The organism is Paraburkholderia phymatum STM815 (genome assembly GCF_000020045.1).
Classification (GTDB): Bacteria; Pseudomonadota; Gammaproteobacteria; order Burkholderiales; family Burkholderiaceae; genus Paraburkholderia; species Paraburkholderia phymatum.
Map to the genome: position 1 here is coordinate 1726003 of NC_010625.1, position 14650 is coordinate 1740652.

Consider the following 14650-nt stretch of genomic DNA (forward strand, 5'->3'; position numbering starts at 1 on the left):
AAAAGCCCGGGATTCAGCGAGCGCGGCGCTTGAGCCAGGAAGACACCGCCACGACGAGCGCGATCAGAATGACCAGCGTAGTCGACACGGCGGCGAGGGTCGGCGTGATCGCGAGCTGGATGTCGTCCCACATCTGCTTCGGCAGCGTCGAATTGATGCCGCCACTCACGAAGATCGCAATCGTCAGATCGTCGAAGGAAACGAGAAACGCGAACAGGAACGCCGCCATGACGCTTGCCATGAGCAGCGGCAGCACGACCGACGTAATGCGCCGCACCGCAGACGCGCCCATCACTCGGGCTGCGTCATCCAGACGCCAGTCGAAGCGCTGGAAACCTGCCGCGAGCGTGACGACCACATAAGGAATCGCCAGCACCGTATGTCCGACGATGAGGCCGAGATTCGTGCCCGTGAGTCCCAGGCGGCCGAACAGATACAGCAGACCCACTGCGAAAACGATGCGCGGCACGATCAACGGTGCAACCAGCAGCGCGAACACAGGCTTGCTCGCACGGCGCGGCATGCGCGTCATCGCGAGCGTCGCGCCGAAGCCGAGCAGCAGCGACAGCAGCGCCGTGCCGAGACCGACTTCGAACGAGCGGATGATCGCGCTACGCCATACGGGCGAATCCATGAAGATGCCGAACCAGCGCGCGCTGAAGAACTTCGGCGGAAACGCGATGTAGTCGCTCGACGTGAACGCATATGGAATCACCGACAACACCGGCACCACGAGCAGCGCCATGATGACGCACGTATAGATTCCGAGCGGGCTCGCGGCTCGAGCCGCCGTGTCTGCGAGCGCGTTGCGGCGCATCATGAATGGCGCGCAGACGCGGCCCGCCGTCATCAGCAGTGCGAGCCGGAAGCCCCGCGAGCGCGAGCCGCGCGACCGCTGCGTCACTTCACCCGTCAGCGAGGTGAGGCCGACCATGCGGTCATAGACGAAGAAGATGACAATCGAGCAGACCAGCAAGACAGTGGACAGCGCGCCGGCGAACCGCATATCGAAAAGTTCGAGGACGGACGAGATCACGAGCTGCGCGATCATGGTTTCCTTCGGCGAGCCGAGCAGCGCCGGCACGATGAAGAAGCCGAGGCTCGAGATGAATACGAGCAGCCCCGCCGCCGCCACGCCCGGCGAAGAGAGTGGCAGAAAGACCGTGAAGAAGCTCGTGCTACGTTCCGCGCCGAGCGTCTCGGCCGCCTGCGCGAGCCGGTCGTCGATGCCGCGCATCACGGGAAGCATCGTCATGACGGCGAGCGGCAGCATCGAATGCACCATGCCGATCAGCACGCCCGTCAGCGACGGTATCGTACCGCTCGTCTCGTGCACGAGACCGAGCGAGAGCGCGATCGTCGAGAGCACGCCAGTCTTGGAGAGCAACAGCATCCACGCGTATGTCTTGACGAGATAGCTGGTCCAGAACGGCAGCATGATCCACAGCAGCCAGCGTTCGCGCACGCGCTCCGACAGCCGGCTCAGCATGTATGCGATGGGATAACCGAGCAGGATGGACAGCGCCGCGGTCAGGAACGAGATGGCGAAGGTGATCCACAGCACCTTCGCATAAACAGGTGTGCGCGCGATACGTTCGAACTGCGCGAACCCGATCTGACCGTCGGCGCTGACGAGACCGCCTTGCAGTATCTCGCCGACGGGCACGATGAAAAACAGCAGCAGAAACAGCAATGTCGGTACGATCGGCAGAAAGCGCATGCAGCGCGCGAGCATGACAGACCGGCCGCGCCGCGACGCTTCGTTTTCACGCAACGCATGAAGAGCGATGGTCATGGCGGCTCCTCAGGCGTGCAGCAACGTCGTGCGGTGCGGATCCCACGTGAGCCCCACCTTGTCGCCGATGCGCGGTTTCACGCTGCGCTCGCAGCGTATGGTCAGCTCGCTGCCGTCGCTCATCGAAAGCGACACGCGTGTGTCGCTGCCGAAGAACACGACATCTGCGATGGTGCCGGCCACGAAGCCGCTGTGGGGTTCGACGAGACGCGGCGCTTCGGGACGCAGAAGCAGCGTGTGACGCGTGGCGGGCGCGCCCGATGCGCCGAGCGGCAATGGAATGCGGCCGCCCGCGGCGAGCAGGACCGGCTCGCCGGAGGCGCCGCGCGCAGCGTCAAGTTCGCCTTCTAGCAGATTCGAATGACCGATGAAGCCCGCCGCAAAGCGCGTGGCGGGACGATCGTATAAATCTGCAGGCGTGCCCACCTGCTCGATGCGTGCCTGGTTCATCAGGCAGATACGGTCGGAAAGCGTGAGCGCTTCGTCCTGGTCGTGCGTCACGTAGACGAAGGTCGCGCCGAGTTCCTTGTGCAGGCGTCGAATCTCGGTCTGCATGTGTTCGCGCAGTTTCTTATCGAGCGCGCCGAGCGGCTCGTCGAGCAGAATCACGGAAGGCCGGTACGCGAAGCAGCGCGCGAGCGCGATGCGCTGCTGCTGCCCGCCCGACAATTCCTTCGGAAAACGCTTTGCAAACTCGGTCATGCGCACCATCGCGAGCGCGCTGTCCACTGCGGCACGTACTTCGTCACGCGATTTGCGCCGCATGCGCAGGCCGTATGCGACGTTGTCCCACACGCTCATGTGCGGAAAGAGCGCATAGCTCTGAAAAACCATGCCGATGCCGCGCTTGCCCGGTTCGACATGCGTGACGTCGCGCCCGTCGATCTCGATGCGTCCCGCGCTCGGCGCGACGAGGCCGGAGATCATCTGCAACAGGGTCGTCTTGCCCGAACCCGAGGGACCGAGCAGCGTCAGGAATTCGCCCGCTTGCACGGCGAGGTCGGTCGGTTCCAGCGCAACCGAATCGCCATAGCGCTTCGCAATGCCGATCGCCTCGAGTTTCGAGCTCATCGTCCGCTCCTTACGAAATGATCCACGAATTGAACCGCTCGGTGACCTTCTGGCGGTTCTCTTCCCACCATTGCGGGCTCGGCAGCTTCATGTCCTTGATGTTGTCCGGGGCGGTCGGCAGGAGCGTCGCGCGCTCCTTGCCGATGGTCTCGAAGGACTTCTTGTTGGTCGGGCCGTACGCGAGCGTGCGCGTGAGCGAAGCCTGACGCTTTGCGTCGGCGCAAAAGCGCACGAACTGCTTCGCGGCATCGGCGTGCGGCGTGCCTTTCGGAATGCCCCAGCCTTCGATCGAATACAGGCCCTGATTCCACACGATCGTCACCGGCGCGCCGCTGTCTTTTGCGGCCTGCGCACGGCCGTTCCAGGTCGAGATCATGTCGATGTCGCCGCTCTGGATCGCCTGCATCGCCTGCGCGCCCGACGTCCACCAGATGTTGATATGCGGCTTGATCCTGTCGAGACTCTTGAATGCGCGGTCCACGTCGAGCGGATAGAGCTTGTCGAGCGGCACGCCATCGGCGAGCAGCGCCTGTTCCAGCGTATCAAGCGGACTGCGGCGCAGGCAGCGACGGCCGGGGAATTTCTTCACGTCCCAGAAGTCCGCCCACGACTTCGGGCCGTTGTCCTTGAACTTGTCGGCGCGATATGCGAGCACGGTCGAATACACGTCGACACCAAGCCAGTTGGGCGTGATCGCCTCGGACATGATGTCCGGATAGTCGCTCGCTTTCAGGCCGATCGGCTCCAGCAGGCCTTTCGCTTCGAGATACGGAATGTCCGCCGATAGCGTCAGCGTGGTGACGTCCCACACATAGTTCTTCGTTTGCACCATCGCTGCGAATTGCGCGACCGGCTGTGATTCGCGCGCCACGCTGACGACCTTGATGCCCGTCGCTTTCTCGAACGGGTCATAGAAGGCTTCGCGATACGCGGTCGTGTATGGGCCGCCCGGGTCCGATACGACGATCTGCCTGGTTTGAGCGCGTGCGGCCGGCGGGATCATGCCGGCCACGGCGAGCGCGCCGGCGCCATGCAAAATGCGGCGGCGCGTCGGATTGAAGTCTGATGTCATGGTTCAGGTCTCTCGCACTAGAGTTGAGAAGGAACTGCCCGGCTTCTTCCACTTTATTTGGCGCGTTTCTTAAAGAACTCTTCCATCATGCGAGCGGGCTCGCCTGAGTCGTACGCCTCACGCTGAATACGTTCCCCTGCCTCGATACAGTCGACGTAACCCGGCTCGGTCATTTCCCGGAAGCGCTGTTTGTCGAGGCGCATCGCGACGCGCGGCTTGGCGGAGAGCTCCGTGGCGATTTCGAGCGCTTTCTCGAAGACCTTGTCTTCGTCGACGATGTGATGAATCAACCCGATGCGATAGCACTCGTCGGCGTCCATCAGACGGCCGGTAAGGGTGAGCTCGATGGTGCGCGACATGCCGAGCATCGAATTCATGATCCACGGCCCGGTCGTGCTGGCGATGCCCGCATTGATCTCCGGCTGACCCATGCGCACGCCGGGGTGGCCCACGCGGATATCGCCGAGCAAGGCGACCTGAAATGCCGAACCTGCAGCCGTGCCGTTAAGAGCCATCACGAGCGGCTTGGACAGGCCGCGCAGCGTCGCGTAGTAGCGCTGCCACTCCTTGACCCACCCTACGGCGCGTTCGCCGTCGAAGTCGTGCGCCTCAGCCAGATCTTGCCCCGCCGAGAACGCGCGATTGCCCGCGCCCGTCATGATGATCGCGGCGACATCGTCGTCGGCGTTCAAACGCTCGAGCGCAGCGATGATCGATTCGCGCATCGGCGTAGTCCAGGCGTTCAGCCGTTCGGGACGATTCAGCGTGATGACCGCGACGCGGCCGTGGTTCGAAAACAGAACGTGGTCACCCATGGTTTATCGCATCGTAATAGTTGATGGTGAAATGCAATATAGAGCCATCAAAAATAAGGTGCAAGCGGGTTTACGCGGAAGAAGGGCAACTCGGCGAAAAAAGCGCGCCAGGCGAATGTGTCGCGCATTCGAGGAAAGATCGAAGATGTTCCTGTTCGGCTCACACAGAAGAATGCCGCTTGTCGGCGAGCTGATCCATGTCGCAGACACCGGCAAGACAGCTCGGATAGCGCCATGCGCAAACGCGCGAGCGTGATACCTGCGATTCAACGATGGCTCGCACGCGTCCAGATCCGCAAGGGCGTGCTGAGCATCAGCGGGAAGCGCAAGCCGTCCCTGAAGGCCGCCAATGATGAAACGCATCTATGCGCAGGAGCGTTTTAGCGGCGCCTTCCGGGCGCGTTATCGAACGACCGCAAACGGCGGAGCCCGACAAGGTTCAGGCCCGTTATGAAAATGGCTGCCTCTGGATCGCGGCGACGACTTCTTCTTGTAGTCACGTGTTCGCCGTTGCCGGTTTAGGTGGGCCTGCGGCGCCCCCTGGAATGCCGTGTGCTGCAGGGCCGAAGGCCAATCTCGCGTCGCTCCGCGCGTTTCCGGCGCGGCGCGATCTGCAACCGTCAGTCAGGACGGGTGGAGTCGGCTTCGTGATCAGGTTTTGTCTCAAGCGGGCGCACACGCCTCGTCATTCTGGCCGCCCGCTAGTCCGACGACCTGCCCGTGAACTGTTGGCACTATCGACTCGCCACCGACGCTTTCAATGCTTTCCATAGGTGGTCACATACTGCGCCAGATCGGCCCACTGCGGCGACATCAAAAGGTGCGGGTGATCTCGAGCGACCTGTAGTGCTACCGCATGAAAACCCTGATTCGATCCGGACTGTCCAGTCTTCAAAGGAACATTGAATGGTGCATTGAACGTCGCGCCGGTATTGCCGGAAAGGGCGGGCGGAGCTTCGGCGACTGGGGCGACATTCAGAGCACTGCTCAGTCTGTCAAGGTGACTGTTGCGCGCCGAGACGGCAGGCGAATACGTCCCATTCGAATCAAGCTTTTCCGCGAGAAGCTGCAATATGGCCGTATGGTCGAGCTTTCCCGAGAAGACACCGCCCGCAGTGACGTAGGGCGACACAAGCACGGCGGGCACGCGTAGCCCTGTCGTTTCAAAAGGAAATCCTGCGACATTGGCCGCAATGGGGAGCGGTGAAACATGGTCAAAGAACCCTCCGTGCTCATCGTAAGTCACGATAAGGAGGGTGTTCTTCCAGCGATCAGGATTGGACGTCAGCGTCCGGTAGACATCCGCGACAAAAGCCTGGCCCCCAGCGATACCTGTCGGGCAATGATCGTCGTTGGCGTTGAAGTGCGGACCGTCCGTGTACTCCGGTTCGATAAATATGACCTTGGGCATGATCGCGTTGCTCTGCCAGTCGGCGGCGAACCGGGCGTAGCGACGGAAACTGCCGCCGACATCGTCATGCGGCAGGGTGAGTGACGTGATGATCTCAGGCAACCACTTCTTCATCAGACTGAAAAAGGGAAAGAAGCTGCCAGACTGATAGACGCACCAGGGAATCCCGCGCTCGCGCAACCAGTCGTACACGAGCGGCTGATCGGGGATGAAACTGAGTCCTTGCACGTTGTCACTGACGGCGCTATCCCCTGCCATTGCCATCAGCCGGTTTGCCTGCGTTCCCGAAGGTAGAGGCGCAAACCAGTTATCACAAACCGTATAATGCCGCGCCAGGAAATCGAAAGTCGGCAGCGCGGCCGCGTCGTAATATCCCATCACGTCCGCAAGATTCGGCGCGGGAATGGCGCGAGTTGCATAACTTTGAACAAACCCGCCGAGCTCGGGACAACCGCCCGGCGCGCAAGGCGTATTGATCTGCGTTGCTATGGGCGCCCGGTCATGTGGAGGATCCGGTATTGAAGTGACGTCTGGCCCGAGACGGTGAACGGGATAGGACTGCCCCGCGTACACATTTGTGAAGTTATTCAGCCATGCCGGATCGGACGAGAGACCGTTGGCGTTACCTCCTGTCAAACTGAGGTAACCAAGCATATGATCGAACGACCTGTTCTCCAGCATCAAAACGACGAACATATCAATATTATCGATCGCTGGCATCTCCCGCTCCTTCGTCGGATATGTCACATATTCCACCGCTATTTGCACATTACCTATTGACGGTAGCGATGCGTATTGTCTCCTGGTTTCGGCTAACGGCACCATGCGGCGACAACGTCGGCAAAGATAGCGGCCGCTGACCGCCAGGCTCACGGGTGCTGCACTTTTCGTGTCGCCATGTAGGCGTCGAAGAGCCCCGCCATTCAGCCGGTTTAGTTCCTGACGCTTCAGCCTCGTGAGGTAGAACAGCGAGGCACCCACATCACTTCGCATATGGTGTCCACCATATATACAAAACCGCCCGACACCAGCCGAAGAGCGCTTTGTAAGCAGCGAAATGCGCCGTTACCAAATGCATAGGTTATTTCATCAGCGCTTGCTTAGGATGCTCTTCATAAACCCGTCAAACGGGAAACGGAGAAGTCTCATGAAACGCACTGCACTCGTTTTGTTGCTAATCGGCAGTTTGACAGTAGCCCAGCAGGCATCGGCGCACGGGCACAGCGACTGGGGGCATGGTCGCGGCGGCGGCGATGGCGGCGCGATCGTCGGGGCGCTCATCGGCGGCGCCGTGCTTGGCGCGCTCGTGACATCGGTTGTGAATGCCCAGCCCGCTTACGCACAGCCGGTCTATCAGCAGCCCGCTTATGCGGAACCCGTTTATGCCCAGCCGCCGTCAGCCGCATGCTACGACAGCTATCGACGCGCGTATGTGCCTTGCCAGGGCGGCTACGGGTATTGACCGCGCATGAAGCTCGCCGCGCTCCCGGTTTGAGATTCGTCCACGAGCTTCATCAAAATGGACTGATCCCGGACATACCCCCGTCGACGGCAAGATCGGCGCCCGTCATATATCGCGATGCATCCGACGCGAGAAAAAGGATCGCAGCGGCAATTTCATCGGGTTTTGCGGGCCGCTTCATCGGAATGACATTCGACCATTGCAGCAGTTGCGCGTTGGATATTCCCAATGTGTCGAAGATGGGGGTGTCCGCAACGCCGGGCGAAATGCTGTTGACGCGAAAGCGAAACCACAGCTGCCTTCGACGCGCAATAGGCCGAGAAATTCTTTGTGCCCTGATTGGCCGCAAGCGACGCAACAAGGATGATCGATGCAGGTCGAGCGAGAAAACGGCAGCGACTCGCGCACGGTCGCGTAGACTCCACCAACGTTGATCCGGAGCACCTCGGAAAATTGCTCCCACGAGGGTCTCGCGCACAGGCGTTTGCCGCGAAATGCCGGCATTCGCGACCACTACATGAACATCGCACCCAAAGTGGCCCACTGCACTCTCGTATAGCCGGCGCATGTCTGTCGGGCTTGCGGCGTCCGCGACGACACCCAAAGCGTTCTCACCGAGCTTCTCGGCAGCTTGACGCAGTTTGTCCGCATTACGCCCGCTGATCACCACGCGTGCGCCTTCGGATACGAATCGTTCGGCGGCGGCGAAACCTATGCCGCTGCTGCCGCCCGTCACGACGGCCAAAGCACGGTCGAGTACCATTGCCTCACCCTCGCAAATTGACGACTAGTGCGCGGCCTGCCTCGATTGCGCGCGTCGTATGGCCTTTGCCGTGCAAATCACCTGCAAGGAACACGGCGCCTGCCGCGAAGCGTTGCGCAGCGACACTATTTCCCAAGTCAATTTCAAGCACCCCCGCAAGCACAAATACATATTGTTTGGACGGCGGATTGTGCCAGCCGAGAAAATAGTCGCTGTCGAACTCATGCAGGAGCACGCTCTCGCACGCCTGTGGCGACGACAAGGACACGGCAACGCCCTTGAACGACACCGGGCCGACTTCAAACGCCTCGATCTGCCTGAACTGCGATTGACCGTCGCCGCCGGTATAGATTTCGATGCATTCCATCGCTTCTCCTTTCGCTTGCAAACGGCATGTGAGCCGGCGCTACCCGCAATGACGAATAGCAGTTAACCTGGCAGAACGAACGTCTTGAAGATGCGTGTCAGCTCGTTAAAGTCCCGTCTTGTTTCAAGACGTAGAACGAAGTCGAGGATTTCGTCGTCGGCGCGCTCGTCGATCACACCCGCGACTATGCTCCGATGCTTGGCGATCACCTCATCGACGGTCAACGGATTTCGTTGATCGCCCCTGGCATATCGGGTCGCAGCAACGAACGTGCGACCGTCGGCAAGTTTCACTTCGACACGCGCAGGCCACGCATCTGGATACTGTGCGTTCAAACCGCGGGCATTCGTCACCGCCGGCTTAAGCGCAGCGGCGACACGGCAGGCAACTTCGATTCCAGCAACGATCGCAGTGATGAAACGTCTTCCGCTTGCGCCGCCTTCTTCCGCCAACGCGAGTGCCGGGGAAAAGACGAACGACTCGTTATGGATCGAACCGGGAAGAAAGGTGTCATCCGGTTCCATGCTGTGCGCGGCCATTCCGTTGGCCAGTGCGGCCCAGGCCGGATGCACCGGGCCTGGCCGGCCGAACAGCGTGGCGCCACCCGGAATCGGCCGTGCGGCGGTCAGCGTACGCACTGGCCGGCTTGAATCCAGTGTGGAACCGTGCAGCGGGATGGCAAGGTAGTCGATGAAGAAATGCTTCGCACGCTCGACCGCGACGGGCGGCAGCGCGTCACATTCGAGCCCGGCGCAGAACCGGGCGAATGTCTGCGCCACGGTTGACCGCGCACCGGAATCGCATATCGGCGTCTCCACGAAGCATTACCTCCCAGTACCGCATTGCGCGGTCTATCGGGGAACATGACGAGTCGCTGTCACATTATAGGTAGTGCTTCGGCAGGATCCGGCTTGCCGTCGACTTTATTTTGGACTCAACGAGCGGACCAAACGCCCCCCAGATCAATCGACGAACGCACGCTCGATCACATAATGTCCAGGCGCGCTGTTCTTGCCTTCGACGAGACCCGCGTTTTTCAGCAACACGGTCGTATCCTTGAGCATTGCGGTGCTGCCGCACAACATCACACGATCGTTCTCCGGAGAGAACGGCGGTACATCAAGATCCGTGAAAAGCTTGCCGGACGCAATCAGGTCAGTGATGCGGCCTTCGTTTTCGAATTCCTCGCGCGTCAGAGTCGGATAGTAGACAAGCTTTTCCTTGATGACGTCGCCCAGATATTCATGACCGGGAAGGTCGTGTTTGATGTAGTCCATGTACGCGAGTTCACCCTTCATGCGGCACGTGTGGGTCAGAATCACGCGCCCAAAGCGCTCATAGATGTCCGGATCGCGAATAATGGACATGAACGGTGCGAGGCCCGTCCCCGTCGACAGGAGCCACAGTGTCTTGCCGGGCAACAGGTTGTCGGCCAGCAGCGTGCCGGTTGGCTTCTTGCCGATCAGCACCGTGTCGCCCACGTTCAAATGTTGCAGCCGTGATGTCAAAGGCCCGTCCTGAACCTTGATGCTGAAGAATTCGAGATGATCTTCGTAGTTCGGACTCACGATGCTGTAAGCGCGGGTCAGCGGCTTGCCGTCGACTTCGAGGCCGACCATCGTGAATTCGCCGTTCTGGAAGCGCATGCCCGGTTCGCGGGTGCAAGTGAAACTGAAGAGGGTCTCAGTCCAATGATGGACCGACTGGACGGTAGCGGTGTCGAATTTGCTCATTACGGTGCGAAGTAGCGGAAGTGACAGTTAGCGCGGAAAGCGACAGACAGGCGAGATTTTACGCCCAACCGGGTCATCGCAAGATCAGCGGCCGCTCAGGGTGGCGAGCGAGTTGACTACCCATACCACCGCGTCGACTTCGTCGCAGATGTCGTGGCACGCGAACGCATCTGGGTCCGTGATCCCAGCATCAAGGCCGCGGCTGTCGCCGCGCCCGCATTCGGCTTCACGTTCGGCCGCACAGGACTCGGCAACGTGCATGTCCCCATTCATGCGTCAGGTGAAGTCGGGCATTTCAAGCGCAGGTCCCGGAGTATGCGGGCGGTTCGCCTGAAACAACGCAAACGCCACGAGTGCGACCATTCCCGTGTATGGAATCATGACTGACCACGGATAGGCGGTGAAACGGAACGGTGGTGGCAGGTATCTGACGAGCGGCGTACTGGTCGCGACGTTCACGATCAGTTGGCCCGCCATCGACACCGAAAAGACCATCAGCGTGACGCCGCAATTCCACGCTCGCCGGCCCTTCGGAGAAAGCGCGAGGCCAATGAAGAGTGCGACCGCTGCGACGAAAAGCAGATCCAACGGGCGCCCATTCGGCATTAGCATGGCTAGCCACCCTGTGCGGCTTACCGAAAACGACATCGCCAAATAGTGAAGCGAGCACGAGACAGCAAGCGCGCCGATCCTGATGCAATCGCGCGCGGATAGTTTGCCCGGATTGCGGTGCCCTGCAAGGAAGTCACGGCCCTGCCGGTTGTACAGAATGGCAATAAGGACACCCGACCACGGCAGCGAAATCAGCGAAAGAAGCCGAAACGGCGTCAAGAGCCCCCAGGCGTGAGCCACGATGAGCGTCCACGCGTATAGCGGTCGCCCCCATTTGCGTCGGTCAAACAAGGCGATGCCAGCGACCAGGCTCGCTATAGCTGACGCAAGCCATACAGCTTCGCACATCAACAACTGCGGCGGCATCGCCGCCTTGAAGGCAGACCACGAGCGTGAATACACAAAACCCAGATAGGAAAACAACTGCAGCGAATGAAGGCTTTGCAGCATCACAGTGCTAACGACTACCCTGATGGTCGTATGTCGCTTCGGAAAACTCAAAGACATGGCGCATCTGAACTTTGTTATGTTTTTGGATTGAGACTTGGTCGAGCGCAATTCTGCCATAGCTGAGTCGTCACGGCCTTTACGCCTGGAGCATGGAACGCCCTTGAAGAACGCCGATTTTTACACGGGTGTTTGACATTATGGTTCTTTCAATAACCTGACAGATAATCCGGATATCTCAGGGATTTCGCCAAGTATTCGTGAAGGGACTACTGTGCGACGCTATAGCCAGTGCCATTCCTCATGGAGACAGGCATGCAATCTGAGACGCAAAAGAAAGCGAAGGTCGCAGCTTTTCTTAATTGGTCGGCTCTGTCCGCACTGATGTCACCAGTTGCCTGCTTTTTATGGGCACTCCACGCCTACCCACCTGAATATGCATGTTGGCTTGCGATCGCGGCCGCCATCTATGTCTGGCCTGTAGCTGGAATTCTCTTTGTCGTCGGCGCAGCGTTCCACGTCCGCCCCAGTGAACGACGGAGAACGGCCGCCGAATTGCGCGAGGCGCACGGGCACTGAGCCCGTCGGGAGCCGGCCGGCGCGAAGATAGCGAGGAAGAGCCTCCGTCCTCCTCTCTTTCTCCTGACGGCCAGCAGACCGATCGAACCGCCTTTTGTTACGGGGCCCTCGGTCGCCCAGGGGCGGGGGCGTTGCGCGTCGCGAACTGCGGCATGCTGAAGGTTTAGTTCCGAACCGCCAGCGAACTCTTATGGATGTCCGCGTAGCCATCGGCATTTGCGGTGCTATCGTGCGACGTCTCTTGCAATTCGGTGCCGCTTGTCTCGGGCAGGAACACCGCTGCACAGAAGGCGACGCCGTAAGCACACAGCGCGCACGTGCCCATCGCGGTTCCGAGCGGCAAAGCCGCTGCGAGCAAACCAACGGTCGCGGGAACGATCGAGCCAAAGCCGCGGCCGCCGCCGAGGCAGAACCCCTGGCCGCTCGCCCGGATGTTGGTCGGAAAAAGCTCGGCGAAGGTTGGAAGCATGCCGGACGCCAAAGCGCCCTGGAACGCGCCCAGGAAAAAGCTGAGCAGAACGGTCACGCTGGGTCCGATCGGCGCGAGCAGATAGATGGCGACGTTGCCCGCCTGTAGAACGAGGAACGTCATGAACGCGGGTCGGCGGCCAAGACGATCCGACAACAAGCCATACAGCAGCGGCCCCACCAGCGAGCCGAGGATGTTGCACGCAAGATAGCCGGCACTCGAACCGACGGACAGATGCAGCGTGGTGCGCAGATACGTCGGGAGCCACGTGATCATTACATAGGCTCCGCCGAAGATTCCCGTCGCCATGATGACTGCCGCCGTCGTGCGGCGCAGATGGTCCCGCGCGAAGATCGCCCAAAACGGCGTTGCCGCTACGCCGCTGCGGCTCGCGACCTTTGCGTCAGCGTAGACGCCCGATTCGGGCACGAGCCGACGAATGAAGAAAACCAGACCGGCAGGGACCACGCCCAGTGCGAAGAACACGCGCCAGCCGATCTGCTCGGGAAACAGTGAAGCGATGATGGGCAGCAATGCAACGGAAATGGCATAACCGAGCGCGTAGCCACTCTGAACCGCGGCGGCAACCCGTCCGCGCAGCGCAGGCCGGATGACTTCGCTTATCAGGACGCCGCCGACGGCTGCCTCGCCGCCGTACCCCAGGCCTTGCAGGAACCGGATGCCGAACAGCATCGGGAACGAGCTTGCGAAAGCTGCGGCGATGGTGGAAATGGCAACCCACAGGATGGTGAACTGCAAGATGCGCACACGCCCGATCTTATCGGCGAGGATACCCGCCCCCCATCCGCCGATGGCAGTCCCTATCAGCGCCGCCGTCGCCAGGTAGCCCACCTGCGGATGCGTCAGCCCCAAGGTTGCGATGAGCGCTGGAATGACCAGCGAGAAAATCGTCGCATCCATCGAATCGAGGCCGAAACCCGCGAAGCAAGCCCAAAAGGTGCGCCGCTCAACAGGCGTGAGGCCCGAGTACCAACCCAAACGCATACTTCCCTCTTCATCTGATTGAATGAGATCCGGCCTCGGACTGCGAGCGAGCCGTGGACCGTGTGCCGATGAGGTTTGACATACGCAGCATGGGCTGGCCGTCATCGTCATTGCACCCGCGCAAGTTAAGCGGATCGCGAAACGATCGGAAGAGTCGGGTAAACCATATAACAACGCGCCGCTTTTAACGACGTGCGAATTGGCGCGTATGGGTGGCGGATTGCGACCCGCGACGGAAGCCCCTATTTTGCGGCACGGGAGGGCATTTCTGGCGTTACAGCGACGCAGGCTTCAGCAACGCTGCCAAAACGCGGCGATAAACAAAATAGATAGCAACGCGTGCAGTTTGAAAGAGGCTGGCGATGCAGGCACCTGCGTCGGACGTCTGCGACAAGGCGGCCCGCTCACAAACAAGCATGCAATTTTGGAGGCAACGTGCAGGCGTCAAGATGCTGGAACCGCGCTAACGATCAGCTTGTACAAGCGGTCCAGTTCGCCTTGAAGCTCGCTGCCGCTGAATGGGTCGCAAGTGTCGCCGAATACTTCGTCGAGTTCCATCCAGTCAGCCGCCGTGAGACACCGCAGCGCCGCCGGCAAGATGACGTCCTCCTCCAGCAGCCTGTGACGGCTGTAAAACGCCGCGTATTCATCGACTGTCGTCTGTAACGCTGGCGCCGCAGATTGCCCGATCAGTTCATAGCGGGTCAGCGCGCGTTCGAGGTCGCGTACCCGCGCTTCGCCCTCGACATGCTGCGCCTCCAGTTGGTCGATTACGTCGTGCAGTTCATCCGTGCGCGATCGCAAGCGCGCGAATAGATATTTGTCTTCCCTGGGATGATGCACCCGTTCCGGATAGTCCCGAATGTAGTAAAGCATGGCCCGCATCACGATCGGTGGTGGCGCATGAGCGCCCTCAGCCAATGACTGGACGAACCGGCTCATGCCGTTGACCACCACGGAAAGCTGTCGATGTTCACGGACGATAGTCTGTACCGCTCTCCTCGCGATTGGCTGCTGCATTGCATTTCTCCTGCAGGTCGGATCTGCGG

General features: G+C 60.6%; 15 protein-coding genes and 2 pseudogenes. 2 read left to right on the forward strand and 15 right to left on the reverse strand.

The genetic code is table 11. The features are described from left to right. Positions 1-13: 13 nt before the first annotated feature. From BPHY_RS35060 to BPHY_RS35080, 5 genes are all read right to left on the reverse strand, one after another. A complete protein-coding gene (locus tag BPHY_RS35060; RefSeq protein ID WP_012406222.1) occupies positions 14-1795 on the reverse strand; it encodes an ABC transporter permease subunit in 1782 nt (593 codons plus the stop codon). Between the two features lie 9 nt (positions 1796-1804). Continuing rightward, positions 1805-2866, reverse strand: coding sequence for an ABC transporter ATP-binding protein (locus tag BPHY_RS35065; RefSeq protein ID WP_012406223.1), 1062 nt, complete (start codon positions 2864-2866; stop codon positions 1805-1807). Positions 2867-2876: 10 nt separating this feature from the next. Beyond that, entirely contained in the window at positions 2877-3938 is a 1062-nt protein-coding gene (locus BPHY_RS35070; RefSeq protein ID WP_012406224.1) for an ABC transporter substrate-binding protein, read from the reverse strand. Between the two features lie 53 nt (positions 3939-3991). Beyond that, the gene (locus BPHY_RS35075) at positions 3992-4753 is read right to left on the reverse strand and encodes an enoyl-CoA hydratase/isomerase family protein (protein ID WP_012406225.1); all 762 of its coding nucleotides are present in this window, start codon (positions 4751-4753) and stop codon (positions 3992-3994) included. 757 nt (positions 4754-5510) lie between these two features. Next, positions 5511-6884, reverse strand: a complete 1374-nt coding sequence (locus BPHY_RS35080; RefSeq protein ID WP_041766422.1) for an alkaline phosphatase family protein — start codon at positions 6882-6884, stop codon at positions 5511-5513. Between the two features lie 427 nt (positions 6885-7311). On the opposite strand from BPHY_RS35080, the gene BPHY_RS35085 reads away from it, so the two are divergent. Then, complete coding sequence (locus BPHY_RS35085) at positions 7312-7626, forward strand: hypothetical protein (RefSeq protein WP_012406227.1); 315 nt, start codon at positions 7312-7314, stop codon at positions 7624-7626. A gap of 52 nt (positions 7627-7678) precedes the next feature. Here the strand turns inward: BPHY_RS35085 and BPHY_RS43940 are convergent, their stop codons facing one another. The 8 genes and pseudogenes from BPHY_RS43940 to BPHY_RS35110 all read right to left on the reverse strand — a co-directional run bounded on the left by BPHY_RS43940 (position 7679) and on the right by BPHY_RS35110 (position 11668). Continuing rightward, positions 7679-7987 carry an SDR family oxidoreductase gene (locus tag BPHY_RS43940; protein ID WP_279612531.1) on the reverse strand — a complete coding sequence of 103 codons (309 nt, stop codon included), beginning with the start codon at positions 7985-7987 and terminating at the stop codon, positions 7679-7681. Beyond that, positions 7947-8156 (reverse strand): annotated as a pseudogene (locus tag BPHY_RS44075) (hypothetical protein); the annotation flags it as partial. The pseudogene BPHY_RS44075 and the gene BPHY_RS43940, both read right to left, overlap by 41 nt. After that, positions 8105-8389 (reverse strand): annotated as a pseudogene (locus tag BPHY_RS43950) (SDR family oxidoreductase); the annotation flags it as partial. The pseudogenes BPHY_RS44075 and BPHY_RS43950, both read right to left, overlap by 52 nt. 4 nt (positions 8390-8393) lie before the next feature. Beyond that, positions 8394-8756, reverse strand: a complete 363-nt coding sequence (locus BPHY_RS35095; protein WP_012406229.1) for a cupin domain-containing protein — start codon at positions 8754-8756, stop codon at positions 8394-8396. A gap of 62 nt (positions 8757-8818) precedes the next feature. Continuing rightward, positions 8819-9574: an MmgE/PrpD family protein gene (locus tag BPHY_RS39160; protein ID WP_012406230.1), complete on the reverse strand. Its 756-nt coding sequence runs from the start codon at positions 9572-9574 to the stop codon at positions 8819-8821. Between the two features lie 144 nt (positions 9575-9718). Further along, a complete protein-coding gene (locus BPHY_RS35105; protein WP_012406231.1) occupies positions 9719-10489 on the reverse strand; it encodes a ferredoxin--NADP reductase in 771 nt (256 codons plus the stop codon). An 84-nt stretch (positions 10490-10573) separates the two neighbouring features. Beyond that, entirely contained in the window at positions 10574-10750 is a 177-nt protein-coding gene (locus tag BPHY_RS42205) for a hypothetical protein (RefSeq protein WP_157686901.1), read from the reverse strand. 15 nt (positions 10751-10765) lie between these two features. After that, positions 10766-11668, reverse strand: a complete 903-nt coding sequence (locus BPHY_RS35110) for a hypothetical protein (protein ID WP_012406232.1) — start codon at positions 11666-11668, stop codon at positions 10766-10768. Positions 11669-11863: 195 nt separating this feature from the next. On the opposite strand from BPHY_RS35110, the gene BPHY_RS40525 reads away from it, so the two are divergent. After that, positions 11864-12127 (forward strand): hypothetical protein, encoded by a 264-nt coding sequence (locus tag BPHY_RS40525; RefSeq protein WP_083775954.1) that lies wholly within the window; start codon positions 11864-11866, stop codon positions 12125-12127. Positions 12128-12290: 163 nt separating this feature from the next. On the opposite strand, the gene BPHY_RS35115 is transcribed toward BPHY_RS40525, so the two are convergent. Together BPHY_RS35115 and BPHY_RS35120 are read right to left on the reverse strand one after the other, a co-directional pair. Further along, entirely contained in the window at positions 12291-13601 is a 1311-nt protein-coding gene (locus tag BPHY_RS35115) for an MFS transporter (protein WP_012406233.1), read from the reverse strand. Positions 13602-14045: 444 nt separating this feature from the next. Further along, positions 14046-14621: a hemerythrin domain-containing protein gene (locus BPHY_RS35120; RefSeq protein ID WP_012406234.1), complete on the reverse strand. Its 576-nt coding sequence runs from the start codon at positions 14619-14621 to the stop codon at positions 14046-14048. Positions 14622-14650: the final 29 nt, after the last annotated feature.

What these genes read in the sequence shown, in the direction of transcription:
- BPHY_RS35065 (WP_012406223.1), bottom strand. Translation starts at nt 2,866, where the DNA reads ATGAGCTCGAAACTCGAGGCGATCGGCATTGCGAAGCGCTATGGCGAT.
- BPHY_RS35115 (WP_012406233.1), bottom strand. Translation starts at nt 13,601, where the DNA reads ATGCGTTTGGGTTGGTACTCGGGCCTCACGCCTGTTGAGCGGCGCACC.
- BPHY_RS42205 (WP_157686901.1), bottom strand. Translation starts at nt 10,750, where the DNA reads ATGCACGTTGCCGAGTCCTGTGCGGCCGAACGTGAAGCCGAATGCGGG.
- BPHY_RS35105 (WP_012406231.1), bottom strand. Translation starts at nt 10,489, where the DNA reads ATGAGCAAATTCGACACCGCTACCGTCCAGTCGGTCCATCATTGGACT.
- BPHY_RS35120 (WP_012406234.1), bottom strand. Translation starts at nt 14,621, where the DNA reads ATGCAGCAGCCAATCGCGAGGAGAGCGGTACAGACTATCGTCCGTGAA.
- BPHY_RS35080 (WP_041766422.1), bottom strand. Translation starts at nt 6,884, where the DNA reads ATGCCAGCGATCGATAATATTGATATGTTCGTCGTTTTGATGCTGGAG.
- BPHY_RS40525 (WP_083775954.1), top strand. Translation starts at nt 11,864, where the DNA reads ATGCAATCTGAGACGCAAAAGAAAGCGAAGGTCGCAGCTTTTCTTAAT.
- BPHY_RS35095 (WP_012406229.1), bottom strand. Translation starts at nt 8,756, where the DNA reads ATGGAATGCATCGAAATCTATACCGGCGGCGACGGTCAATCGCAGTTC.
- BPHY_RS35110 (WP_012406232.1), bottom strand. Translation starts at nt 11,668, where the DNA reads ATGGCAGAATTGCGCTCGACCAAGTCTCAATCCAAAAACATAACAAAG.
- BPHY_RS35075 (WP_012406225.1), bottom strand. Translation starts at nt 4,753, where the DNA reads ATGGGTGACCACGTTCTGTTTTCGAACCACGGCCGCGTCGCGGTCATC.
- BPHY_RS35070 (WP_012406224.1), bottom strand. Translation starts at nt 3,938, where the DNA reads ATGACATCAGACTTCAATCCGACGCGCCGCCGCATTTTGCATGGCGCC.
- BPHY_RS35060 (WP_012406222.1), bottom strand. Translation starts at nt 1,795, where the DNA reads ATGACCATCGCTCTTCATGCGTTGCGTGAAAACGAAGCGTCGCGGCGC.
- BPHY_RS35085 (WP_012406227.1), top strand. Translation starts at nt 7,312, where the DNA reads ATGAAACGCACTGCACTCGTTTTGTTGCTAATCGGCAGTTTGACAGTA.